This is a genomic window from Paenibacillus sp. JT22N1 (genome assembly GCF_059692155.1).
The window spans coordinates 203,274-228,038 of record NZ_JCAUAW010000015.1 but is presented as its reverse complement, the minus strand read 5'-3'; the positions used below and the strand labels follow the sequence as shown (position 1 = coordinate 228,038).

General features: G+C 47.3%; 17 protein-coding genes. 5 read left to right on the top strand and 12 right to left on the bottom strand.

Features of this window, described 5'->3' with window-relative positions:
* Positions 1-34: 34 nt before the first annotated feature.
* The 4 genes from AC58UU_RS27350 to AC58UU_RS27335 form a co-directional block, all read right to left on the bottom strand.
* Positions 35-1,312, bottom strand: a complete 1,278-nt coding sequence (locus tag AC58UU_RS27350; protein WP_497320357.1) for a phytoene desaturase family protein — start codon at positions 1,310-1,312, stop codon at positions 35-37.
* Between the two features lie 729 nt (positions 1,313-2,041).
* Positions 2,042-3,022, bottom strand: coding sequence for a 2,3-diaminopropionate biosynthesis protein SbnB (locus AC58UU_RS27345; protein ID WP_497320356.1), 981 nt, complete (start codon positions 3,020-3,022; stop codon positions 2,042-2,044).
* Positions 3,006-4,004 carry a 2,3-diaminopropionate biosynthesis protein SbnA gene (gene sbnA / locus AC58UU_RS27340; protein WP_497320355.1) on the bottom strand — a complete coding sequence of 333 codons (999 nt, stop codon included), beginning with the start codon at positions 4,002-4,004 and terminating at the stop codon, positions 3,006-3,008. The genes AC58UU_RS27345 and sbnA overlap by 17 nt, the downstream gene beginning before the upstream one ends.
* 14 nt (positions 4,005-4,018) lie before the next feature.
* Positions 4,019-5,236 carry a phenylacetate--CoA ligase family protein gene (locus AC58UU_RS27335; protein WP_497320353.1) on the bottom strand — a complete coding sequence of 406 codons (1,218 nt, stop codon included), beginning with the start codon at positions 5,234-5,236 and terminating at the stop codon, positions 4,019-4,021.
* Between the two features lie 209 nt (positions 5,237-5,445).
* Here AC58UU_RS27335 and AC58UU_RS27330 point away from each other — a divergent pair, with 209 nt between their 5' ends.
* Complete coding sequence (locus AC58UU_RS27330) at positions 5,446-6,243, top strand: YheC/YheD family protein (RefSeq protein WP_497320352.1); 798 nt, start codon at positions 5,446-5,448, stop codon at positions 6,241-6,243.
* A 71-nt stretch (positions 6,244-6,314) separates the two neighbouring features.
* Here AC58UU_RS27330 and AC58UU_RS27325 read toward each other — a convergent pair whose 3' ends face one another.
* The 3 genes from AC58UU_RS27325 to AC58UU_RS27315 are packed head-to-tail and all read right to left on the bottom strand — an operon-like array spanning position 6,315 to position 8,949.
* Complete coding sequence (locus AC58UU_RS27325) at positions 6,315-7,103, bottom strand: ABC transporter permease (protein WP_497320350.1); 789 nt, start codon at positions 7,101-7,103, stop codon at positions 6,315-6,317.
* A gap of 3 nt (positions 7,104-7,106) precedes the next feature.
* On the bottom strand, positions 7,107-7,901 hold the full coding sequence (locus AC58UU_RS27320) for an ABC transporter permease (RefSeq protein ID WP_497320349.1): 795 nt from the start codon (positions 7,899-7,901) through the stop codon (positions 7,107-7,109).
* The gene (locus tag AC58UU_RS27315; protein WP_171641283.1) at positions 7,894-8,949 is read right to left on the bottom strand and encodes an ABC transporter ATP-binding protein; all 1,056 of its coding nucleotides are present in this window, start codon (positions 8,947-8,949) and stop codon (positions 7,894-7,896) included. The genes AC58UU_RS27320 and AC58UU_RS27315 overlap by 8 nt, the downstream gene beginning before the upstream one ends.
* Positions 8,950-9,182: 233 nt before the next feature.
* Here AC58UU_RS27315 and AC58UU_RS27310 point away from each other — a divergent pair, with 233 nt between their 5' ends.
* The 4 genes from AC58UU_RS27310 to AC58UU_RS27295 all read left to right on the top strand — a co-directional run bounded on the left by AC58UU_RS27310 (position 9,183) and on the right by AC58UU_RS27295 (position 17,282).
* Positions 9,183-10,175, top strand: coding sequence for an LCP family protein (locus tag AC58UU_RS27310; RefSeq protein ID WP_497320383.1), 993 nt, complete (start codon positions 9,183-9,185; stop codon positions 10,173-10,175).
* Positions 10,176-10,343: 168 nt separating this feature from the next.
* On the top strand, positions 10,344-11,690 hold the full coding sequence (locus tag AC58UU_RS27305; protein ID WP_497320347.1) for a glutamate-1-semialdehyde 2,1-aminomutase: 1,347 nt from the start codon (positions 10,344-10,346) through the stop codon (positions 11,688-11,690).
* A 770-nt stretch (positions 11,691-12,460) separates the two neighbouring features.
* Positions 12,461-17,011, top strand: coding sequence for a glutamate synthase-related protein (locus AC58UU_RS27300; protein WP_497320346.1), 4,551 nt, complete (start codon positions 12,461-12,463; stop codon positions 17,009-17,011).
* Between the two features lie 145 nt (positions 17,012-17,156).
* Positions 17,157-17,282: a DUF6254 family protein gene (locus tag AC58UU_RS27295; protein ID WP_246321359.1), complete on the top strand. Its 126-nt coding sequence runs from the start codon at positions 17,157-17,159 to the stop codon at positions 17,280-17,282.
* A gap of 120 nt (positions 17,283-17,402) precedes the next feature.
* Here the strand turns inward: AC58UU_RS27295 and AC58UU_RS27290 are convergent, their stop codons facing one another.
* From AC58UU_RS27290 to AC58UU_RS27270, 5 genes are all read right to left on the bottom strand, one after another.
* Complete coding sequence (locus AC58UU_RS27290) at positions 17,403-20,387, bottom strand: alpha-mannosidase (RefSeq protein WP_497320344.1); 2,985 nt, start codon at positions 20,385-20,387, stop codon at positions 17,403-17,405.
* Between the two features lie 212 nt (positions 20,388-20,599).
* The gene (locus tag AC58UU_RS27285) at positions 20,600-21,742 is read right to left on the bottom strand and encodes a GntR family transcriptional regulator (protein ID WP_497320343.1); all 1,143 of its coding nucleotides are present in this window, start codon (positions 21,740-21,742) and stop codon (positions 20,600-20,602) included.
* 283 nt (positions 21,743-22,025) lie between these two features.
* Positions 22,026-22,910, bottom strand: coding sequence for a VOC family protein (locus AC58UU_RS27280; RefSeq protein WP_497320341.1), 885 nt, complete (start codon positions 22,908-22,910; stop codon positions 22,026-22,028).
* 96 nt (positions 22,911-23,006) lie between these two features.
* Positions 23,007-23,669 carry a bifunctional 2-keto-4-hydroxyglutarate aldolase/2-keto-3-deoxy-6-phosphogluconate aldolase gene (locus AC58UU_RS27275; protein WP_497320339.1) on the bottom strand — a complete coding sequence of 221 codons (663 nt, stop codon included), beginning with the start codon at positions 23,667-23,669 and terminating at the stop codon, positions 23,007-23,009.
* Positions 23,670-23,698: 29 nt separating this feature from the next.
* Positions 23,699-24,676: a sugar kinase gene (locus AC58UU_RS27270; protein WP_497320338.1), complete on the bottom strand. Its 978-nt coding sequence runs from the start codon at positions 24,674-24,676 to the stop codon at positions 23,699-23,701.
* Positions 24,677-24,765 lie beyond the last annotated feature (89 nt).

The following is a 24,765-nucleotide window of genomic DNA, read 5'->3' as shown; positions in this document are numbered from 1 at the left end:
CACCTCCCGACTCTAACTAGTTGATATGGTAATTTTACGCTAAATGGCTTTCTTTTAAAATAGCTTCCGCCGCTCGTTTCGCACTTGCAGCTGATGCATCAGCGAGCATTTCACCATGACTAACCCAGTCCCCAGCCACATAAAGGCCACGTATACCCTGAACAGCCGGACCTGTTAACCTATCCGATTTACCTATATGCATAGAGTCGTGGACAACCGTTATATTGGGTAGGAACTGTCTTGCGACAACTTCTTGTTCCCAGCCTGGATGAAGTGCATTCATGGTAGCTGTGAGCATTTGCTCGTCTGCCTTAGGATCGCTTTCCCCAGGTCCGTTATACTTCACCATATGCACAACCAATGTACCGTCATCACTTAGTTTGGCTTGGAAGGTATGATGGGAGAAAAAGATGGGTTGATCCAGAGCGATCGCAACATCTCGTCCGCGGACGGGCAGCTTCTTCAATCCTAAATCAAGGCATGCCGCTTTCGATGGACGTGCCTCATCCTTCCACCGTTTCAATACCGTGTGATCAGCATCACGAACGAGCTTGTAGGTCTCAGAAGCGGAAGCGGTGCTGATCACGTTTGAGATTTCTATATATTCCTCATCAGTAAGTTTAAGCTTTTGAACCTTGCCATCCTGATGCACGATCTCTTTCACATCTTTGTCGTTAACGATATGCACCCCCGCTTGAACCGCTTTCTCTTGCAGCTGATCCACGATCGTTTGCCAGCCGCCATGGAGGTATAAGACTCCCTTAAGTGAACGCTGTACTTGTGCCAGTACGGGACCAGCCAGCTGATAGTCGGGATCGTACGTATATGTGGCAGTTCTGCACAGCGCATAGAAAATATGACGCACCATCGGATCAGGAATCTCACCTTCAGCCCAATCCCTCAAGGTTGAATTTCTTAATGTGGTTGAGTCGATTTTGTTTAACTTCATGACCAATCGCAGGAGAGTCATTTTGCCAGACCATGATAGAAGCTTAGATGATAACATACTGAACGGACTCGCGGGCATTGGCAGAATTTGATTGTTCCAGATGGCGTTAACTTTGGATGAAGGCGCCCCCCCATCTATGCGAACTCCGAGCTCTTGTAAAATCGAGTACGCTTTCCCAGCGCGATATAACGCATGCCCTCCTAAGTTAAAGAAAACACCATTTTTCTTATTTGTAATGGCCCTACCGCCCAAGCGCCCCGACTTCTCCAAAATAACCACTTTATTTCCACCCTTAGCTAATTCGATGGCCGCAATTAATCCAGCTAAGCCTCCACCAATAATCGCTGTGTCGTATTTTCTCATGTTCATCACCCTCCGTTTTCGCTTTTCATGTATAAGGCGAAATAGGGATGTGTTTTGTGACAGAAATGGTTTCAAAACCAAACTTTCTTTGTGGATATCTTTATCTGTGGATATGTTGACACTGTGCACGAAAGTTATACACAACGGGACTTTTTACCCTGTGGAATTGTGGACAATTGTGTGGATAACCCAGTCCGCCGATTCATTCATCGAATATTATTCTACATAGAGATGTCTTAAATCGGAATTCATCGTATTATAGGCTCACTAGAGGTTGCCGGATGAATGAAACCATCTTCTCTGTCGAAATGATGTTGTAAAAAGTGCAACAATTCCAGCCTATATCCCGCCTATTTCCCCTCTATGTTGCATCTTGTACAACAATTTGGCCCTAATCAGGCCATTTCGTACGAAATGGTCTCGAAATGTTGTACAAACTGCAACTTCAAGCTGCAAAACAGCCTCTGGGCTTGTGAATTGTTGTAGAAAATGCAACATTAGCTGCCGAGCGACTCAAAAATCGAATTTTGGAGTTATGCCTGCCAGTTGTGAGAATGAATCTACGGTCTCCAACATACAGCATTCTGGGCTAGCCCAGAAGAAATCAAGAAAATTGCTCCACGCTGTACAACTCGCCTTCCCAATTCCTTATATCCCATATCCACCACTTATCAAATATCAAAAAAGCACTGCTCCACCAGAGCCAGTGCTTCTTCTAGTCCCCATTTTTCAAACAGATCGACTGCTCTCTAACCTTATCCCTTTGTCCATCTGCAACGCTTCCTTCCAATAGTACCCGGCTAAAGCAATATCGAAGACGCCTAAACCCATCGGATTGAAGTAAACGGGCTCCTCCGCGGCAATAGCTGCCAATCGATTACGCAGCACAATATCAGCCAACGTTATAACATCTGATTCCTGTAAATCATACTGCAGATGCAGCTGTTCGATATCCGTATTTTCACGGCACACCTCTCGCCAATCATCCACGATAATAGCCTTCACCTTGGCCACACTTTCCGGCCTATAATCCCTTAGCGATACATTGAGCAGCAGAGCCTCTTTTGGCGGAGCCTCGTCGATATACCTTTGTGCAGATACGGTACATGTGGCAATTACGTTAGCGCTTCGATAGCCGGACCGCCAATCGCTTGTGATGTCAGTAATCCCTTCAACGGAAGCCGGGATTGTGCTTGGATCTACACCCTTCAGATCGTACACAGTCACCCGTTTAATCTTATCTCCAAATAACGCAATACACATATCGAGGTGCAACCGACCAATGGGTCCCCACCCTATTATACTGATGCGCAAATCTGCAGGCTGCCTGGTTGCGATGTAATGACTAAGCATGACACCGCTAACCGCCGCTGTCCGCAAGCCATTCAGCAAGCCGCTGTGGATAAATGCCAGAGGCTCACCAGTAGTAGGCTTATTTAGAATAATGGTATTATGCGCTCTGGGAAGGCCGAGGCGGCCATTATTCGGAAAGCTCGCAATCCACTTAATGCCCGACATCTCGATAGTTCCGCCTACGAACGCAGGCATCGCTATAATCCGGTTGGCCTGTTCACGGAATCGTAAGTACGGCTTTAAGGGGTGTACACAGTCACCCTTGTCTTTTATGGCAACGACATCTTGGATGATGTCAGTTAGCTTCGTCCAATCGATTCCGATTTCTCGGATATGGTCATCATGTAAATAAATCATACTCCAGTCTCCCATGCCAGGTACTCGGATTAGAGCCTATCTCTTGCAGCACCCATTCGTCGTTGTACACGGTATTCAAATAACGCTCGCCTCGATCTGGCAAAATGGCAGCACAAACCGCTCCTTCAGAGATGCTTCCGCTCATTTTGCGGATCGCGGAAATAACGCCTCCAGAAGAGGCCCCCGCCAAAATCCCTTCACTCCGCACCAAAGCACGGCAGCCTTCCACGCAGTCCAAGTCTGAAACGTACATGACAAGGTCCGCTACATCATGCCTGTACAGACCTGGTGTTATTCCGGCGCCGAGCCCAGGGAACCTTCTTGAACCTTTTTCCCCGCCGAAAATGACACTGCCTTCCGCATCTACAGCAACAATTTGCGTGGACCATCCACGACTTCGGATATATTCCATACACCCTCGAATCGTCCCACACGAGCTTACACCGCAAAATAAATAGTCGATCGGTCCCAATTGTTCTCCGATTTCCAACATGGTCGTCTCCATATGTGCCTTGGCATTGTCAGGGCTTGCATACTGATTGGTCCAATACGCATTCGGTATTTGTCCAACCAGCTCGCCTACTCTCCGAATCCGCGCAGGCAAAAATTCACCAGTCTCCGCGTCCGGTTCCGTGACAAGATCGATTTCTCCATGGAAGCTGCGGATAATCTGCTTATGTTGCTCGGTTGTGCGGGGATCCACCACACAGATGAATCGCAGTCCTAGATAACAGCATAGCTGCGCGAGACTAATAGCCAAATTACCTGAACTCGATTCCACAATGACGCTGTCCCTGGTCACTTCACCTCGCCGTATCGCTTCTCGAAGCATATAAAGTGCTGGCCTATCCTTCGCGCTGCCTCCTGGATTCATCCACTCCATCTTCCCGTAAACTTCGAATGGCTGATCTTTGAACAACCGCCCAAGTCGAATGAGCGGCGTGGCTCCGATCGCTTCAACAATACCTCCTTCAAGCTGCATACGCATTCCCTCCATCACGTATAAAAGATTTTTTTATTCTTCACGGAGGCGCGGCTTAGCGAATCTTCAAAGGTACCTCCGATAACCTGAATTCCCTCTAATATCCGGGCTCGAATCATCATGCCGATTTCTGGAATGCGATTTTCCACATCAAACTGAATACTTTCCAGAACCGTTGTTGTTGCACTTGGACTGTATACATATACAAGTAATGAATTGCCTGCCACATTAACACGAACACTGGCTTCATCTAGGTGGCTATAAACGACATCTTCAATGTCGTAGATACTTATTTTCTCTCCATGCTTCAAATCAGGCCCTATTCGCTTCACTATACTTTGAAAACTTTGTCTAGGAACACCATCCACCATAATAGGACGCAAATCACGAACAACATCGTAAGTAACGTAACGCAATGCAGGAAACGAGTCTCTCACTGTTGATGTCAGTATAAGCACCTGCTCTTGCTCATCCCCCAGAGGCTCCAAACCTTCTCCGAGCGACTCCGCGCTGTTCCCCTCGGCCAAGAGTCCATCCGCCAACAGATACCTCCCATGTTCGTGGGAAAAGTAAGCAATAGTCCCGATCTCAATAGAGCCATACGTATCTGATATTTGTTCCACAGAGATGCGGAGCCTCTCAGCTACCCGCTTGACCCAGCCTGGCGCAGCAATTTCCCCAACCAAAATAACATGCCGAATCCCATATGCAGCAGGGTCAACAGAGGCCAGCAGAATGCGATCTAGAATGGACGGCATTGTATACAGCACTTCTGGCCTAAAGCTCGCCAGTCTTTCAATATGCTTCTTGATAGGAAGCTGGAAAGATAAAGAATCAACCTCCATACCCAGCTCACGGAACACCTCTACAGCCGTCGCCTCCGCGTGTCCAGTACCCATATCCGCCATCGCGGTCCGATACTTGTGTCCATCAAGAATCTTACGGAAAATATCCAGCTTAATGCGCAGGTAAGCCTCTTCATCCGATTTTGAGTAAAAAATTGTTTTTCGCCGTTTGGAACTCGTACCTGATGTCTGATACCGATTCAAATCAGCGCGCTGCAGAAAAGGGTTATTTTCCGTGTAGTAAAACGTTTCAAGAGTAGCTGCTGACATTAAGGGGAGCGCAGTCAAAGCACTCTGCCATTCTTCATCCGACTGCTCAAGCCCGTTCCCTTGTGGATACCAAGAAAATTGCCGTTTCATCCCTTGTATCGTTTCCATAATGTGCATGGAAGGACTGTTCCTCCTCTCCGCTTTTCCAAGATAAACAACCGATAATCCATGACACTGCTAACTACATCTTATGCGTTTTGCCCGCCCTTAGTTCTTTATCCCTGATTTAGTTGTAACAAAACCTGGTCTGGCATTTACACCTATATGTAATCCAATTCATATGTTAAAGAAATTCTATTTTCTCTATAGAGAAGAGGATCGTATCCATGAACAAAACCCGCAAAATTATTGCAAGCAAGCTGATAAAAACTCGAATTGTACTTAGAAGTAAGAATTTGCAAAAACACGTGCCACCCACTCACCCTTTTACTCAAAAACGGTTATCAGATATGCTCGAGAGGTACGGAATGCTATATGTCAAACCCGATGCTGGCTCTCTAGGTATAGGCGTGATGCGAGTTGATAAAAATGGCGGGATTTACCGCTATCAAAGCGGGGTACGAATATTCACCTTTGCAACGTTTGAGAAGCTGTTCCAATCCATACAGAGTCGCTGCGGCAGCAAACGTTATCTCATTCAGAAAGGCATTCACGTCTTGAAGCACGAAGGAAACCCCTTCGATTTTCGTGTCATGATTCAAAAAAAACCATCCGGTGGGTGGGAATGTACAGGAACAGCTGGGCGTGTCGCTCATCCACGCAAAGCCGTTACCAACGGCAGCCAAGGCGGCACCATTTACAAAGCCGCTGATCTCATTGAACCTAAGCACGGAAGCCAAGCCACGACTTTGCTTTTGCAAAAGATGGAGCAACTAGCAAAGCTAACAGCTGTTCAATTCAGCCGCTCCTATCCAGCCATGAATGAACTCGGACTCGATATCGCAGTCGACCGCAAACTGAATCCCTGGATCTTGGAAGTGAATACACGACCTGACCCTTGCCCTTTCACTAAGCTCGAAGATAAAGCGATCATCCGTAAAATTATCACTTATGCCAAAGCCTATGGCAGGTGTTACTGCTTGACCTGTTCCAAGGCGAAGAAAGCACCTAAGCGAAACAAATAGTCATGATGCTGTATGAAAAGAAAAGCCCAGTTCCTGCTTTTTTAGCAAGAACTAGGCTTTTCATTTTATTTTTATGATCCCGCGCCGCGGTACCGTTTCACGCCAATATTCCAAACCGTAATTCCCAAGATACTGAAACCAATCCCAACAACCGGTGTCAGCAAGGCGAACCACTTCCAATTCTCTGGATCGATGAAATAGGCAGCCGGATAGAAGCCGACGAATGCAAAAGGCAAAATCCACGTCAAAATCGTTCGGAGCAATTTATTGTAAATCGTAGCCGGATATCGTCCATAGTTTTGGATGTTCCAAATCAACGGCAGAATACCTGTCGGCGCATCGGAGAAAAAGGCCAGCGACGTCAGTGAGATGTATACTCCTGCATAAATGAGAATCGATCCAATGACCAGTACGATAAAGACCAGCGGATCATGCCAATGAAACGGAATCCCGAGCTGAACCCAGGAATAGATCATGACAATCAGACCTGCTAATGCGCTAAATAATGAAGATGGACTCAGGTTTTCGAGCATCAATTGCCATAGATTGTATGCGGGACGCGTCAGGATGCGGTCCATCTCCCCTTTGACAATATAACGTTCACTGAAGCCCCATAAGTTAAAAAAAGTGATGAATATGCCGTATGGAATCATAAAATAACCGTAAATGAACAAAATTTGTTCTTGATTCCAGCCGCCAAGCGACTGTGTTTGCAGAAATACGACGAGAATGAAGAATAGATTCAAACCATTGAACATCAAGTCAGAAAGAACCTCAATCCAGAAATCGGATCGGTAGGTGAGACGCGTTTTCATGTAATTCTTCAAATATTCCACAACTAGGGAGATATAGAACTTCATGTGCTAACCCCCCTGTACGAAAAGACGCGTTTTGGATTTAATCCACAGGACATAGATCGGAATAATTAAGAGTAGGAACCACAGTACTTGGACGCCAAGGCTTTGGAATATCGCGGTGCCTGAGATTTTGCCTGTGAAAACAGCGCTCGGCAAGTAAGTAATCGCTTGAAAAGGCAGCCACTCTAAGACCGATTTGGACCATCCTGGGAAAAAGGAGATCGGAATAATTAAACCGGAGAACAGATCGACGGCAACGCGCTTCATGCGCATAAGACCTTCGTTATTTTCCAAGAAAAAAGCAAATAATCCCGTAATAATATTAAGCTGCGTGTTAATCAGAAAGCTGAAAAACAGCATCACGAAGTAGATAACCCACAGGCTTGGATCGGTTGGGAACTCAATCGGCAAGAGAAGCCATATGAAGATCATTCCCGGAGTTGTGAAGAGAAGTAAACGGAATACGCCTTCTCCCAATCCTTGCATCATTTTCACAAAAACGTAGTTATAAGGACGAATGAATTGGATGGCTACACTGCCGTCACGAATTTCACTGGCAATTTCACGATCTAAGTTATTGAAGTAAAAAGCGCGCCCCATCCAAGAAATGGCCACATAAGTCGTCATCTGACCTAACGTCAGACCTCCAATTATAGCTTGCTCACCATAAATCGCTTTATATACAAAATAATAGGAACCAATATTGAGTGCATAAATCAAAATGCCGCTGTAGTAATTAACACGGTAAGCGAGCATCATGAGAAATCGCATGCGGATAACTTCTAAATATGCACTAAGCATGGGACGCGACTCCCTCTGGCTGCGGCACTTCTTCTTGACGTTTCACATCGGCTGAGCCGGCTTTATAAATTTCACGGACGATATCATCCGTATTCGTTTCATTGATTTTGATATCTTGGATTTGCAAAACGCCGACTACGCGGCTAAGCACCTCAGAAACATTCGCGCGTTCGTGCGGTATGAACACTTTGGCGGACAGTTCATTTTCAAGCTGCCAAGCAACATCTAGGCCTCGCGTAAGCTCTTGAAGACGAGCCAATGTGGTAGGATGCTCAAATTGCAGCACGACTTCTTTGCCTTTGCCCCATTTCACCTTCAGCTCTTCAAGTCCGCCATCATAAATAATACGGCCATCATCGAGCATGATAACACGAGAACACAATGCTTCAATATCCTGCAGGTCATGCGTTGTAAGCAAGATCGTCGTTTCGTAACGCTGATTAAGCGATTTGAGAAATTCGCGAATTTCTGTTTTCACTACGATATCTAGACCAATGGTCGGTTCATCGAGGAACAGAATCGCTGGATTATGAATAAGGGAAGCGGCTAACTCACAGCGCATCCGCTGACCTAGACTTAGCTTACGAACGGGACGTGATAACAAATCGGATAATTGCAGACGATCAACGAGCTCGTCGAGACGCTTTTTGTAATCGGCTTCTGATACGCGATACACCTTTTTCAATAGTTGAAAAGATTCGACGACACCGATATCCCACCAGAGCTGACTGCGTTGACCGAAAACAACACCGATCCCGGCGACGAATTTCTCACGCTCTTTAAATGGAACGAAACCATTGACCTTGATATGTCCTGATGTAGGTACTAGGATACCTGTCAGCATTTTGATGGTAGTAGACTTGCCAGCTCCATTTTCTCCTATATATCCACAAATTTCGCCTTTTGGAATTTGAAAGCTAATGTCTTTCACAGCTGTAATTTGCTTATATTCTCTCTGAAATAAATCTTGAAACGCGCCTTTTAAACCCCCGCGGCTCTGCTGAACTTGAAATTCCTTGCGCAGATCTTGAACATCAATCGCTAACATGAACTTACCTCCTGTCCTTGTAGACTCGGCTACATATAATGGCAAAATTCGCCGTAACTTGCTATCGAAGTTTCATAACCTCTATAATATGGATCATAAAGATGAAATGTACAACACACTCATGATACATGAATTCTGTAAGAAAAAAAAGTACAGATTACCTTTACCTACGAAAGGAGCGCTGAACCTTGAGAATCATAAAACGAACCTTGCTCCTGATCGGCTTGCTGCTTATGGTGGTAGCTGGTTATTATTCTTACTCTTTCTATAATTTTGCGAACAATATCTCCCATAAATCGGACAATCCACAAGGCAGTGGCACCATGATTTCCCAGAATATTAAAGATAAAGGGGATAAATTTACTCCACCAAAATGGGAGGGCAAACAGCGAGTGAACATCTTGCTTCTAGGTGGAGATTCGCGTGGGATGACGAAGAATGAGCTGCCCCGCTCAGACAGTATAATGCTAGCTTCGATTGATCCCGTAACCAAAAAGGCTCACCTATTCTCTATCCTTCGAGATACATATGTGAAGATTCCAGGCGAAGGCGAAGATCGTATCAACACAGCCATTACATCAGGTGGTCCGAATCTAGCGATGAAAACGGTCAGCGATTTGCTCGGCATCCCTATTCAGTACTATGTTTATACAGACTTTAAAGGATTCATTGCACTTATTGATGCCGTTGGCGGGATAGATATTGACGTCGAGAAAGATATGAAATATTCGGACTCGGAAGATGATCATGTGTATGATATTAATTTGAAAAAAGGCCTTCAACATCTCGATGGCAAAACGGCTTTGCAGTATGTACGCTTTCGACACGACGCTTTGTCTGACTTCTCGCGTACAGAACGTCAAAGAAAGTTCCTAACTGCGGTCGCACAAAAAATGCAAACAACTTCTTCATTAATTAAGCTGCCAAGAATTCTAAATGCCATCGATCCTTATATCGATACGAACCTCAGTGTGACGGATATGCTGAAGCTAGGTGGTCTTGGTTTCGAGGCTAAAGCTGACGGAATCGTCAGCTCCCAATTGCCGCCAACTGAACTGCTGATCGAGAAAAATGTCCGCGGCGCAGCTGTCATTACGGCGAACAAAGAGAAGCTGCAGCTTTATGTGAAGGACCTTTTTGCAGGGAAGGCTGAGGCTGATGCTGGTCCTACGAAGCCATCGCCTTCACCTACACCGAAGTCTGCGGTGAAGACGTCGACTAAGTAAGTTAAACAAAAATGAAATCATACTTGCCTCTACTTGGCTAGAGGGCTTAGCGCCCTTCAAGTAGGGGCTTTTTGTAAGATGCTAAACGACTACATAAATAAGAGATTATACGACTACTTAAGTAAGATACTAAACAACGACTACATTACGTAAAGGAATGATTTTCTAATGGAACGTAAACAATCCGAGCTGTTATATCAAGAAGCACTGAAACATATCGTCGGCGGGGTCAACAGCCCTTCCCGCTCATTCAAAGCCGTCGGCGGCGGCGCGCCCGTCTTCATGAAGCGTGGGCAAGGCGCACACTTCTGGGATGTAGACGGGAATCGCTTCATTGACTATCTCGCCGCCTATGGCCCTATCATTACCGGTCACGCGCATCCGCATGTGACCGAGGCGATTTGCCGCGCCGCACAGAACGGCACGCTGTACGGCACCCCAACCGAACTCGAGATCGAGTTCGCCAAGATGCTGAAGTCGGCGATTCCTTCGCTCGACAAAGTGCGCTTCGTCAACTCCGGCACAGAGGCCGTGATGACGACAATTCGCGTGGCGCGCGCCTTCACGAAGCGCACCAAGATCATTAAGTTCGCCGGGTGCTACCACGGCCACTCGGATCTAGTGCTTGTGGCGGCCGGCTCCGGGCCGTCCACGCTAGGCACGCCAGACAGCGCGGGCGTGCCTGCGAGCATCGCGCAAGAGGTCATTACGGTGCCGTTCAACGACATTCCGGCACTCGAGGCCGCGCTTGCGCGTTGGGGTGAAGAAATTGCCGCGGTGATGGTGGAGCCCATCGTCGGCAACTTCGGCATGGTCATGCCCCATGCCGGTTACCTCGAGCAGCTCTGCGAAGCTGCTCATAGATATGGTGCCCTCGTCATCTACGACGAGGTCATCACAGCTTTCCGCTTCCATTATGGAGCGGCACAGACCTACCCCGGCCTCCCACTCGTGGAGGGCGGCACTTCCGAGGCGGCGGCGCGCTTCGCCGCCGTGGAGCCGGACCTTACGGCCCTCGGCAAAGTGATCGGCGGCGGGCTGCCGATCGGTGCCTACGGGGGCCGCAAGGCCGTGATGGAGCAGGTCGCTCCGCTCGGACCTGCTTATCAAGCCGGCACGATGGCGGGGAATCCCGCCTCCATCTCGGCCGGCATCGCCTGCTTGGAGGTGCTCCAGCAGGCTGGAGTCTACGCCAAACTCGAGCAGCTTGGCGCAACGCTTGCGGGCGGCATCGCAGAATCCGCCGCAAGGCATGGCATCGCCTTGACGCTTAATCGCATCGGCGGCGCCTTCTCCACCCACTTCTGTGACCATCCAGTCACGAACTTTGACGAAGCACAGGATACCGATGGCGAACGCTTCGCTGATTTCTTCCGACTTATGCTGGAGCAAGGCATTAACCTCGCTCCGTCCAAATACGAGGCGTGGTTCATGACCATCGCCCACACTGATGACGACATCGCGCAGACGCTAGATGCCGTTGATCAAGCTTTCAAAACCATGAAAATGCGCTAGAATTGCTTCTCATGTGTTTTGTGTTTTGTGTTTTGTGTTTTGTGTAATGTGTTATGTGTTATGTGTTATGTGTTATGTGTCATGTGTCATGTGTCATGTGTCATGTGTCATGTGTCATGTGTTTTGTGTTATGTGATGACTGTTACGGGTTATGGGTTACCCTTGCTCTAGCCCTAGCCCTTGTTCTGTGGCCATCATTCTCACAATCTCAGCAACTTTCATAAGCTTAAACTTCTCCATCTTCTACCACTACATGTCCCAAAAACGAACTATGATCCTATATGGATTGTAGTTCGTTCGTATTTTAAGGGTACCCCAAGCCATGAGAAATATGGTTTTATTCACCAGTATGCAAAAAAGGTAACGCTTACATTCATGATTTCGATCTGCAACTATTGTCGGATGAACTTTTTCATGCTATTCTAAGAGTACTTTTACCCTTTTCACGAAATGTCTTGTTTTCATAGTATTTTCCTAGAAAGTTAGGGCATGATTTACAAATTTTTTGCCGATTTTTGTGTGAATGCCTTACTTTAATACAGGTCGATTAGAGCCTCATTTCGAGGGGATTATTTCCTTGAAATTGGTATGCTATTCAATAATATTGCATTTTTATTCACATTCTTGCATATTTCGGTTTTGACCCCTTTGTGGGTAATTCCTTGAAAATGCTAGGGTTGCGGGCTCATCAATGCCAGAATGCAAGAAGCGTAGTGCAAGAGGAGTTTAAATATGTATGGGAGGTGACGGTCAGGCGACTGACCAGAGCAATGAATGAATTGATGCGTAATGAAGGCCGTTTTCAAGATCTACTAGGAACCGAACACGACAGCTGCGGTATTATTTGTATTATTGAAAAGAACGGTCACCCTTCCCGTGATAACATCCAAAAAACGATTGAAGCCCTTGTAAAAATGGAGCATCGTTCGGGTTTTATCAACGGTGAAGGCGATGGTTGCGGGATTTTAACGGATATTCCACGTGCTCTTTGGGAAAAGAAATTAACAGATGCGGGTCTTGACGGCAAGCTTGCCTACGACAACCGTTTTTCTGTTGGACATATCTTTGTTCCACGCAAGCTTGACCTGACCGTTACCGAAATCCAGAATGGCATTCGCGAGCTCTTCGCTTCCCATGATGTATCCATCATTCTCGAGCAAGAGAATCAAGTCGATAGCAGCGTTTTAGGTCCTAACGGCATGAACGATGAGCCTACTTTCTGGCAAATTGCTGCGATTGCGAACAAAACGGAAGGCCAAGTAGCCGATCACCTTTTTGAACTGCACATCGCAATTGAAGATCGTTACAACGTTCACGTTGCTTCACTAAGCAATGTTACATCTGCTTACAAAGTATTAGGCGCTGCTAGCATTCTTCCTAAATACTTTAACGATACACGTGATTCCTTGTTCGCTTCCCAAGTTACTATTGGTCATAACCGTTATTCGACGAACACATTGTCCAGCTTCTTCCGCGTTCAACCGTTCTCCCTACTCGGGCACAATGGTGAAATTAACACGGTTAAGAAACTTCGTATTGAGGCCGACATGGTTGGTGTTCCACTTGTTAGCGGTGGTTCTGACTCCCAAGACATGAACAGAACGATTGAAACGTTCATTCACCGTTTTGGATTGTCCCTTTTCGAAGCGATGGAAATGGTATTCCCTCCTATTATTAATGAAATGAAACAGTTCCGTCCGGAACTTCAAGATTTATATGTGTACTACCGTCAAGTATGGGGCCATTTTGCACAAGGTCCTGCTGGTATCGTTTCTCGTTATGGCAACGAATGTATTTTCAGCGTGGATGCGCTTGGTCTTCGTCCGGTATGGATGGTTGAGAGCGATACTTCCTTGTACTTCTCCTCGGAGCAGGGTGTTATTACGGTTGGTGACATGGTCGCTGATCCGAAACCAATTGCACCAGGTGAAAAAGTGGGCGTTGTGCTTACACCAGGTGAACACGTTCAAGTTATTCCTTATCATGAAGTGCAAACTTTAGTGTACGAGCGTGCTAGCAAACGTCTGAATATTGGCGGACTTCGCAAATATCTGAATCCTGTCAAAACAGATACTCAAGCTGAGCTTAATGAGAACATTGTAGCGACAGACCAATTGTACAGTGCATTCGGTTGGGATCGTGACGGTATTCAACACATCGAAACGATGTCTGAAACAGGTGCAGAACCTATCCGCTCCCTGGGTCACGATTCACCTCATGCTGCTCTTGCTTGGGAACGCCAGAACGTGCCTGACTTCATTAAAGAAAGCGTAGCTGTTGTTACGAATCCAGCGATTGACCGTGACCGTGAGATGGAGCATTTCTCCACACGCATCATTGCCGGTACTCGCACTCCTGTTTATGCACAAGTAGATAACAACCTGCGCCTTGAGCTTCTAGCTCCACTTGTACTCGAAGGTACGAATGGTGTAGATAGCGAAGAGCACCTGTCACAACCTTCTTATGAGCAATTGTTGGCCCTGTTCCGTGCACAAGGAGATAATGCTGTAGCCGTGCTTTCCAGTACTTTCGCTCGTGGAACTTCTCTGAGTGATGGCTTGGACGCTCTAGCTGCTGCCGCTATCGCTGCTGCCCGCAATGGTGCTGCACTGATCGTTCTTGACGATGCAGAAGCTCATCAAAATGACCGTTTGTGGCTTGAACCGCATCTTGCCGTTTCCAAAATCGATATCGCACTTCGTGCGGAGAAGCTCGGTTTCGGCGACAACCTGCGCCGCCATGTTACTTTGATCCTGCGTTCCGCTGCAATTCGCAGCTTGCATGATATCGCTGTAGCTTGCGGTCTTGGCGCAGACGTAATCTCACCATACCTGTTGTTCTCAACGGCTTCTGATAAAGAAGGCCATGCTGCAGCAGCACGTAAAGTGTATGCAGCACTAACTAAAGGTCTTGAGAAAGTTATTTCCACGATCGGTACTCATGAGCTTCGCGGGTATACACGTTTCTTCTCCTCCATCGGCTTCCATCCGGAGGTTGCTGAAGTATTAGATATCGTGAACTACCTCGGCAGCGAAAAAGCAGGAACTGGCTTTGCCCAGCTCGAAGCTGATGCCGAATTACGTTATACAGACTATACAAATCCAAAAGCAAAAGCAGCGAAAAACTTCCGTTTCTTCCAACGTATGTGGAAAGCATTAGGCGACGCCGCTTCAGGCGCTGCTCCTTATAGCGACTACCGCGACAAACTGCGTGAAGAAGAGAAGAAGAACCCGATTTCCATTCGTCACATTGCTGGATTCAACATTGACAAAGCACTGAGCGAAGGCCGTAAGGCACTCGATCCGTCAAAAGTTGATATCTCCATTGGCGGTCATTCCTTGCCGATGCTGATTTCTTCGATGTCATTTGGTTCACAAAATGAAACAGCTTTCCGTGCCTACGCTGAAGCCGGCGAACGCCTGAACATGGTTACCATGAACGGCGAGGGCGGAGAAATTAAAGATATGCTCGGCCGTTACAAAAAAACGCGCGGTGCGCAAGTCGCATCCGGACGTTTCGGTGTTAACGTAGAACTAGCTAACGCAGTTGCTTTCCTTGAGATCAAAATCGGTCAAGGGGCAAAGCCGGGTGAAGGCGGTCACTTGCCAGGTTCCAAAGTAACAGCGAAAATCGCTGCTGCTCGTAACGCAACGATTGGTTCTGACCTGATCTCTCCTTCTAACAACCATGACATCTACTCGATCGAGGATTTGGCGCAAATCATTTCCGAGCTTAAAGAAGGTAGCGGTCGTAAAGCGAAAATTATCGTTAAAATCCCGGTTGTACCAGGTATCGGTACGATTGCGGTTGGTGTAGCGAAAGCAGGCGCTGACGTTATTACGCTTTCCGGTTTTGACGGCGGTACAGGTGCGGCTCGTATTCACTCCTTGACCCATGTCGGTCTTCCAACGGAGATCGGTACGAAGCTTGCTCACGTTGCTTTGATTGAAGCTGGTCTTCGTCACCGCGTTGAGCTGTGGTCCGATGGCGGTCTGAAATCAGGCGCTGACGTTGTTAAAATGGTTATGCTCGGTGCGAACCGTGCAGGTTTCGGTAGTATCGCAATGCAATCGATCGGCTGTACAACTTGTCGCGGCTGTCATTTAGATACTTGTCACGTTGGTATTGCTACACAAATCGATTCCATGGAAGAAGCGGAAGAAAAAGGTCTTCGCCGTTTCGTACCTCGTCAATTTGACGTAGCTGTAGACAGCTTGGTTCGTTTGTTTGGTGGTATTGGTGAAGAAGTACGTGAAGTTGTTGCATCCCTTGGTTTCAACAGCTTACAAGAACTCGTTGGCCGTTCTGATCTATTGGAACAAATCAGCCACGTAGATCGTATTGACTTGTCCGACATCCTTCGTCCGGCTCCACTTCAGTTCATCTCTGATGCTGAAAGAGCAATGGAAGAAGTGGCCGTATCATCCGATATCCGTATCGCTGCAGGTGCAGAAGGTCTAGAATTCTTCCCAGAATCCCTGGCTACGGATGCTCCAATCGTGCGCAACTGGTCCAAAGTGGATGCTGAGTCCCGTATTCTCGGAGCTCGTTATTCCAGCCATCGCGTAAGAGATCGCTTCGACGGCAGCTACGATGAATTACCTACAGTCGCGCTGAACTTGATCGATGGTTCCGTACCAGGAAACGGTTTGGCCGCATTCAATGCTCGTGGCGTAGACATTACTGTTCACGGCGGTGCTGAGGATGGTCTTGGTAAAATGGCCTTCGGTGGTAAAGTTGCAATTGTTAAATCACTTGGCAAAAACAACACCTTCATCAACGGTAGCGTTGGTAAATCCTTCGGTTACGGCGCGCAAAAAGGTTTGTTCTTGATTCAAGGCAGTGCAGATACACGTGCTTGTATCCGTTTCTCTGGTGCAGACGTTGTATTCGGTGGAGAGATTACAACTCCTCTTCGTGATGAGCTTGGCGGACTTGCCGCTCGTGCGAACCTCAAAGGCTTCGCGTTCGAGTACATGACAAATGGCCGTGCCGTTGTTATGGGCGATCCAGGTCCATGGATTTGCGCAGGTATGACAGGTGGCGTGATCTACCAACGCCTCGTGCCAGAAATGGGTCTAGATCAAGCAGCAATCGAACGTCGTATTGCCAAAGGCGCGAAAGTTAAACTTGAGACCATTGGCGTACAAAGCAAAAAAGATCTTACTGAATTGCTCACAGCTTACCACGCTGAGCTTGCTAAATCCGGTCAATCCGATGCAGCAGCAAAAATCGAAGGTTTGCTAAGCAATCTTGAAGCTAACTTCATCCGTATCTCCCCGGTCAACATGCAAGCTGACCAATCCGTTGCTACGGAATAGATCGTTCAAAAAGCTCCACAGGACCTTCGCTGGTCTTGTGGAGCTTTTTTCTTGGAAAGAGTTTGCATCGGGTGCATAAAATACGCTCAACCATCGCATTTTATTAGTGCAGCACCCATCCGCATACCATAGGAGGTTTTTAGCTATGAGCCACTCGAAACGCCGCGATGAAGCAGCATGGAAAAGCCGCAAACAAGCTCAGCATCCACATGGTAAGGTGAAGTCTCTGGAGGAATTCGCCATTGAGTACGAAGCGGAACATAAGAAGTAAGTAACTCCCCTCCTCCGTCGAAAGAGGGACCAACACAAAGAACCCGGTAATCTCGTTTCTAATGAAACGCGGTTATCGGGCTCTTTGGTATTAATACACTAGGAAGGCCTAAGTTGGCATTTAATGTAACAAGCGGATGAGTACGGTTTTAATCTCGAACGGTGTAAAAGAAAGCAGGTAGTGGCCTTCATCGCCGCTCAGCGGCTCCAATGGGTTTTCCATCAAATCTGCTAGCACTGCTTCTCGGTGAGGAAGATGAACCGAAAGCTTGATATCGCCATTCGCTCCCGAAGTTTCGTAAAGGCGAACCACGAGCGCGTCTTCGTCCTCCGCCTTTTTCACCGCTTCAATCATGACCTTGGCGCCTTCAATCTCAAATCCGGAATACTTCTTCGGCAGTCCGCCTTCTTCTGCACTCGCCATGACCGCGGAAATTGGAGCATTTAATTCATAGCCCTGCTTGAAGACTTCTGCCTTGATGTAATCCCCTTCATGCGGCAATATGGCGTATACGAACTGATGGCGCGCCCTGTCGCAAGTTGGATCCGGGTATGATGGACTTCGAAGCAAGTTAATATCCATAACGTTGCCTTTAACACTATAACCATACTTGCAATCGTTCAAGAGAGCGACACCGAAGTCCGGTTGGGAAAGATCGATCCATTGATGAGCGCATATTTCGTCCTTCGCGTAATCCCACAACGTATTTCGGTGAGTCTGTCTTTTGAGATGACCGAATTGAATTTCGCAATTCACTTGATCGGCATACACGTTGACCGGGAAAGACGCACGAAGCATTTTGCTGTCTTCCTGCCAGTCGACATCCGTTTCAAAATTGATGCGTTTGCTGCCCACCGTCAGACTGATTTTTTGCGTTAGCACCGACTTGCCGTAGTGATACTCCTGCTCAACCACTGCATTAGGTCCAATGACGTAAGCCTTCGATTGCATGAGCTTCATCTGCGCAGGCTTCGTTCCCGCATAATCTTCAGGGAAATCCCAAGCGTCGCCGTCATCGTGATAAATGGATAACACGTTAGCCGATTCACCGGCAGCGATTACCTCTCTTACCAACTCTTTATCGAAGATCGATAAAATGCTTCCATCCGATCCGAATGTTATCTTGATCAACTCGTTCTCGAGTGTATCGCTCACGGCCGTTACTTCGAATGAGGAGACAGGACATAACGCTGCCGAATCTATAACCTGATAGCCCATAGCAGGAGTCGTGACCTGTATCCATTGATTATCTAGCTGCATCCATTCGCGGCGTTCCCATGGAAGGGAGTTAAAGATGACCATCGGACGTACTGCTCCCTGCGTCCCTATGGAGGATGCAAAGCCGCGGTACATTTGATCAGTTAGCTCCGTTACTCTAGCTAGTAATATTTCGTATCGCTCAAGGGATTCGTCGAATACACGCTTAATAGAAGAACCGGGCAAAATATCGTGGAATTGGTACAACAGTACTTCCTTCCAGATCGTTTCAAGCTCCTCGGACGGATATTCGTTACCGTATACGAAATGGAGCGAAGCAGCGAATTCCAGCTCCCTCAGCGCCTTCTCAATCTTCCGGTTATATCGTTTATTGCGAGCTTGGCTGGTGAACGTCCCTTGGTGCTTCTCTAGGTAGAGCTCACCTTTCCATGTCTTATATTTCTCTTTATTCATAGCCAGCTTCTCGAAAAAGTTCAGGGCAGGCTCTTGTTTCACCGGGATAAGCCCTTGGAGATTCTGCTCGCGCTGAAGGCGCTCCAGGTGCTCTTCTCCTGGTCCGCCGCCGCCATCTCCGATTCCGAACACGACAAGGCAATGGTCAGATACGTTTTTATCCAAGTAATCCCTTTCGGCCTTAAGAATCGACCTAGGTAACGCTGGGCCATTGTAGGTATCCTCTGGCGGCAAATGCGTCAACACGCGGCTTCCGTCCAGCCCTTCCCAGAAAAACGTATGATGCGGATGATCATTATGGACGTTCCACGACAGCTTCTGCGTCATGACATACTCGACTCCAGACTTCCGCAGAAGCTGCGGCAAGCTAGCCGAATAACCAAAGATGTCGGGAACCCACAGCATCTTCATATCTTGACCGAATTCCTCCTGGAAAAAACGTTTCCCGTAGAGGATTTGCCTTACAAGCGCTTCTCCTCCCGCAAGATTGGAATCCGGTTCCACCCACATGGCTCCTTGTACCTCCCAGCGCCCTTCTGCAATGCGCTGCTTAACCTCAGCATATAATTTGGGATGCTGCTGCTTGATCCACTCGTATAATTGAGGCTGACTGGCTCCGAATACATAATCGGGATATTGCTCCATCATCCGCAGTGCAGTGGCAAAAGTCCGAGCCCCTTTGCGGTAAGTCTCACGAATAGGCCACAGCCACGCCAGATCGATATGCGCATGTCCAATTGCGGTAGCCGTCAGTGTTGGATCCCCGCCCTGCTTGCTTAATGACGGAGCCAGAATACGTCTAGCCTGCGCCACGTTCTCATCCGACATATCTCTGAGCAATAGATGAACGTCATAAAGGGCCTGAAGGATACGCGCTCTTCTTGCAGATTGATCCTCTAGATGCTTGGCCAGATCGAGCAGCACCTCATAATCGTAAAATAGCTGTCTCGTTTCCTCACTGCAGATGGCTATTTGAGCCTCTTTCAGCGTTCCGCTTTGGTAACGCCCAAACAAATCGTTATTGCCAGCGTCAGCCCAGAGATCGATAACTTCTACCCCCGTTGAGGTAGATACGACCTGCACGACGCGTTTGCCAGGCAAACCAAGCGTTAAGTCAAACTCCGAGTTCACGTTTGTGAGCCCTTGCGTCGGTGTCCCTTCCTCATCGACAAGGCATAGCTCTCCGTTGACATCGATCAGGAGCACGACCTTGCTTCCCGCAGCCTCTCGGGGCACTTGACCCTGGAAATGAAACCAGGCGCAATCCCACAGCTCTCCCCACTTCTCTCCCGAGCGAACTTCAAGGCATTGTCCCGACATTCTTTGCTCGAAGGATACGGGCTCCTTCGTTACATATGCGACAGCTGACAAGGGCGCTACCTGCACGTAGATATGATTTTCGATTCGATTTAGTGTTTGCTTAAGGGTTTCCAACTTTATTGGGGTGTATGGCATATATGCTGCACCGTCCTTTGATCATTATGTATGAAGATAATGTTTAATGTAATACGCCTTGGTTAGCTTATAACTATATAACACTAATAAATATATCATATATATCAATTATTTCAATGTTTTAATAAGAAAAATACAAACAAAAAAACTGACCTCGGCTGCAATGCCAGAGATCAGTCTCTTTCGTTCTCTTATTCTTGCGGAAGTACTGGACCCGACGTCTGTTTGACAACCAATCTCGGCTCCAAGACTACTCTGCTATTTTTAAGTTGGGTTCGATTTCCTTTTATAGCGTCCATAATCAGCTCCCCAGCTCTAGCCCCTATTTCGCCCTCGTTTTGGTCGATATATGTGAACAGACTTAGCTCATCCATCATCGGACTCGGATTATCAAAGGTCACGATGGACAAATCTTCCGGCACGCGGAGCCCTTCACGCTTGGCGATGGACAAAATGTGTACACCTAGGTTTCCGTTCAGCGCAATGTATGCAGTTGCCATCCGGTTCTTGATAAACCGGTACAGAGGGTGTTCTGGATTAACAGATGAGAGCGGGGATGCAAAGTCCGTCAAGAATAACGCTGGGTTGATCATCTCGCCTTTATCCCTGAGTGCGCTGATGTAGCCATTCACCCGATCTTCTACGGATACAGTAGGTTGAGGCGAATCGGAACAAATTGCGATGTTGCGGTGACCGAGGCCCCACAAGTGATCCACGGCCAATTTGGCTGCCAAAGCGCTGTCGGAATAAACCGTGTTCGTCTCTACGCCAGGCAAATATCGGTCAATAAGGACGAAAGGATAGTCCGTCATTTTAAGTGTAATGATTTCCTCATTATAGACTTCAGCATCCACTGGAAAAATGATCAAGCCAGCTACTTTATCCTTCAAATCCCGAATAATTTCCTTTTCCCGCTCCTTTGAATTGAAAGAGAACATCATTAGCAGCGCGTAGCCGCTATTCTCAAGAACGGAAGTAATGCCCCGGATCAGCCGGATAGCAAAAAAATCGTCAACGAATGGAAAGACAAGCCCGATCTTCGGACGTTCCGAGTGATTAACGGACGGCGTTTGAACGGCAACTGTCTTCGCAGTAGGAATATAAGTTTCTGGGATACCCTTAACAAAGGTCCCCCGACCCGGAATGCGGTAAATCCAACCTTCACGAGCAAGCTCATTCAATGCATTAGCCACCGTGATCCGGCTAACATTAAACTGTTCGAGAATTTCCTTCTCGGTCGGAATCTTATCGTCTTCTTGCAATTTTCTAGAGCTGATCAGTTCTTTAAAATGGTTTTGAATCTGAATATATAGCGGTTCCCTGTCTGTGCTCATCCTACTACAAGCCTCCAAGATTACTCTCATATATGGTTATAAAGATCTCATATCAAATATAGCATATAGCCCTAAGCATTTCCAAACCATTTCTGTTCAAACCTCGTATGATAAAAAGAATTCAGATACTCTATTCATCTCTAATGATTTGTCATATAGTATATACCATATATGTCATTTAAGCCTCATCCGAAAAATAGAGTAACCTCACCTCTTTCATAATTTCAAAGAGGTAAGGCAGCAAAGTCAGCTCGTTTTTTTATATAGAATGTCGTAACTGTAATTAACAGCCATGAAGTTCACGAATACGCTCCACAGCCCGTACATGATGCCTAGCATGTCCTGCCATCATTTTGAGCAATCTAGCAACCGACTCTTCGCGATTATTTGTAGTTATAACTGTCCGTTCAAGCGCACCGGGGAGATGTTCACATAATCCAAGGATATGCTGTCTCAAACTACGAAACATCTGCACTTCGTATGTAATTGGTCTCGCCGCATAATGAAGACTAACACTCCAATCATCCTGTGAAAAACGATTTCCTTGGTAGGTACGCCCCGGCTCAGCTAGTGCAAATTTCACTTTGTGAATCGTGACTAATTCCAAGTCAATCAGGTGCAGCACTTGTTCACGAATCGACCATTTACCTGGTGCTTCCGTTAAATTGAGCCGTTCATCAGACAAGCCATCTACGGCACATTCCAACTCAACTATTCCATCAGTGTACATCTTCCTTATTTCATCATCCGAAGCAAATAGTTCCTCCCAGAAAACGAAGGTATACCCATCAATAGCGGGAACAAAAACCTTACGAATATGCCCCTTTTCTTCTTCTTTTCTCAGCTCATTCCATCCTTTTTCTTGCAAGCTTTTTTCCACATCGTTAACGGAGTTAACCCCTATATAAACGAGATCCCCCGCTTGCGGGCTAGAGGATTTAGACTGCAACCAACGAGCTAGGTAAGCCTCTTGTAATTCATGCTCCTGCTTGGTTAGCTGACCTCTCTGTATCAATACAACCTCATCATTCAACCAAATGCGAAGCAATGCTGCATTACCCTCCGGAGCTGCCTCCGCCAATTCCCAGCCAAGCTGTCTTGTATAAAAAGACACCGACTTCTGAAGATTATCGACCTGCAGCAGCAGCCTCGCTTTGCCATGACTCATAGATTCTTTTCCTTTCATCAATCAAACTATCTTCGAGAGGAAGCAAGTTCAAAAAAAATACGCTCCGTCATCATTTCGACGGAGCGTACGCATTTCCTACTTCTTGGCCGCTTTGTAGGCCTCGATATATTGAGCTGCCTTGTCAGCAACAAGGCTGTAGTTACGGGTTTTGACGGCTTCGCTAGTCAAATCGGAACCGATGCCGACGGCAACGGCGCCGGCCTGGATCCACTCGCCGAGGTTGCTCAGCGAGACGCCACCGGTCGGCATGATGTTCGCCTGCGGCAGCGGACCTTTAATGGCCTTAATCATCGCGGGCGAGTAGAGATTGCCCGGGAAGAGCTTGACGATATCGACGCCGAGCTCAAGCGCCGTCTGAATCTCTTGAATCGTCATGCACCCTGGCATGACGGGAACTCTGTAACGGTTGCAGAGCTCAACCGTTTTCGGGTTAAGCGATGGGCCGACGACGAACTCGGCCCCACTGAGGATCGCGGCACGCGCCGTCTCTGGGTCAAGGGCTGTGCCCACCCCGATGATCGCGTACTTAGCCGCGTCCTGCGCTGTGCTCGAGTAGCGCTTCGCGAGCTCCTCGATAGCGCGCAGCGCGAAAGGCACGGTCATTGTGACCTCGATGACCTTAATTCCGCCAGCAATGGCTTGATCGGCCATTTCCACGACTTCTTCTGGCGTATCGCCACGTAGAACGGCAACGACGCCTTCATTTGAAATTTGTTGAATCAGTTTAATTTTTTTCATTAGAATCTACACCCTTCTATTTCAAGCTTTTAACGTTCTATATGTTTAACATCGTTAAGTACGGCATCCACTTGTTCCCAAGTCGGAGCGCCTTCCCAGTCCCCTTCGGTCTGAACGATCAAGGAGCCCACGAGATTTCCGATACGCACGGCTTCCGCATATTCATACTCTTTTAACACGCCAACCAAAAAGCCCGCACAAAAACCATCACCCGCTCCAACGGTATCAACCACATGCTCCGCTTTAAAATATGGAACTGCTGTAACGCTATCTGAGGTTACGACGTACGTCTCATTTTCTCCACCTTTGACGATGGATATCGCTGATAATTCACGCAGCTTGCTCACGATAACATCCCAGTCCTCTGTCTGGTAGAGCAGCTTCAGTTCATCTAAACCAGGTAAGAAAATATCAGACAGTTTAGCTAGTTCTAACAGCACAGGACGCGCATCTTCAATACTCCATAGCTTCAAACGCAAATTGGGGTCAAAGCTGACCTTGACGCCATGCTTACGAGCCATCCGAATAGCTTCGAAAGCCGTCTCTTTACAAGACTCGCTCAAGGCAGGAGTGATGCCTGTGATATGCAGGATTTTGGCCCCAGCGATATAAGCCTCATCCAAATGCTTCGCACTCATCAGACTCGCTGCTGAATTTTTACGATAGTAGTAAACAGATGTTTTGCCCATAAGCACTTCACGCATCATTAACCCCGTAGGAGCTTCTGCTGTCAGCTCAGCACGGGAAACATCGACGCCTTCACCGCGAATTTTTTTATAAATCATACGACCTAATGGATCTTTACCTAAACGTCCGAACCAACCAACCTTGCCACCAAGGCGCGATATGCCAATAGCTACATTACTCTCGGCTCCACCAAATAAGCTGTGAAGCTCAGATGAATATTCCAACCCCTTGCCACCGGAGGGCATGAGCAGTGCCATGGTTTCTCCAAAAGTGATAATATCCGGACCAGATCCTGATTGCACGTGTGTATTTGCCGTCATAGAAGCACTCCATCCATTTCCCGATCACGCCTGAGCGTGTCCAGTTAATTGAAACGTTTAAATAAACGATATATCTCCAATTATAGTGC

Excerpts from the sequence above, each read along its gene's own strand:
- AC58UU_RS27270 (WP_497320338.1), bottom strand. The coding sequence starts at position 24,676 with ATGACGGCAAATACACACGTGCAATCAGGATCTGGTCCGGATATTATC.
- AC58UU_RS27350 (WP_497320357.1), bottom strand. The coding sequence starts at position 1,312 with ATGAGAAAATACGACACAGCGATTATTGGTGGAGGCTTAGCTGGATTA.
- AC58UU_RS27275 (WP_497320339.1), bottom strand. The coding sequence starts at position 23,669 with ATGAAAAAAATTAAACTGATTCAACAAATTTCAAATGAAGGCGTCGTT.
- sbnA (WP_497320355.1), bottom strand. The coding sequence starts at position 4,004 with ATGCAGCTTGAAGGAGGTATTGTTGAAGCGATCGGAGCCACGCCGCTC.
- AC58UU_RS27300 (WP_497320346.1), top strand. The coding sequence starts at position 12,461 with ATGAATGAATTGATGCGTAATGAAGGCCGTTTTCAAGATCTACTAGGA.
- AC58UU_RS27295 (WP_246321359.1), top strand. The coding sequence starts at position 17,157 with ATGAGCCACTCGAAACGCCGCGATGAAGCAGCATGGAAAAGCCGCAAA.
- AC58UU_RS27315 (WP_171641283.1), bottom strand. The coding sequence starts at position 8,949 with ATGTTAGCGATTGATGTTCAAGATCTGCGCAAGGAATTTCAAGTTCAG.
- AC58UU_RS27285 (WP_497320343.1), bottom strand. The coding sequence starts at position 21,742 with ATGAGCACAGACAGGGAACCGCTATATATTCAGATTCAAAACCATTTT.
- AC58UU_RS27335 (WP_497320353.1), bottom strand. The coding sequence starts at position 5,236 with ATGCACATTATGGAAACGATACAAGGGATGAAACGGCAATTTTCTTGG.
- AC58UU_RS27325 (WP_497320350.1), bottom strand. The coding sequence starts at position 7,103 with ATGAAGTTCTATATCTCCCTAGTTGTGGAATATTTGAAGAATTACATG.
- AC58UU_RS27310 (WP_497320383.1), top strand. The coding sequence starts at position 9,183 with ATGGTGGTAGCTGGTTATTATTCTTACTCTTTCTATAATTTTGCGAAC.
- AC58UU_RS27345 (WP_497320356.1), bottom strand. The coding sequence starts at position 3,022 with ATGATTTATTTACATGATGACCATATCCGAGAAATCGGAATCGATTGG.
- AC58UU_RS27330 (WP_497320352.1), top strand. The coding sequence starts at position 5,446 with ATGAACAAAACCCGCAAAATTATTGCAAGCAAGCTGATAAAAACTCGA.
- AC58UU_RS27280 (WP_497320341.1), bottom strand. The coding sequence starts at position 22,910 with ATGAGTCATGGCAAAGCGAGGCTGCTGCTGCAGGTCGATAATCTTCAG.
- AC58UU_RS27320 (WP_497320349.1), bottom strand. The coding sequence starts at position 7,901 with ATGCTTAGTGCATATTTAGAAGTTATCCGCATGCGATTTCTCATGATG.
- AC58UU_RS27305 (WP_497320347.1), top strand. The coding sequence starts at position 10,344 with ATGGAACGTAAACAATCCGAGCTGTTATATCAAGAAGCACTGAAACAT.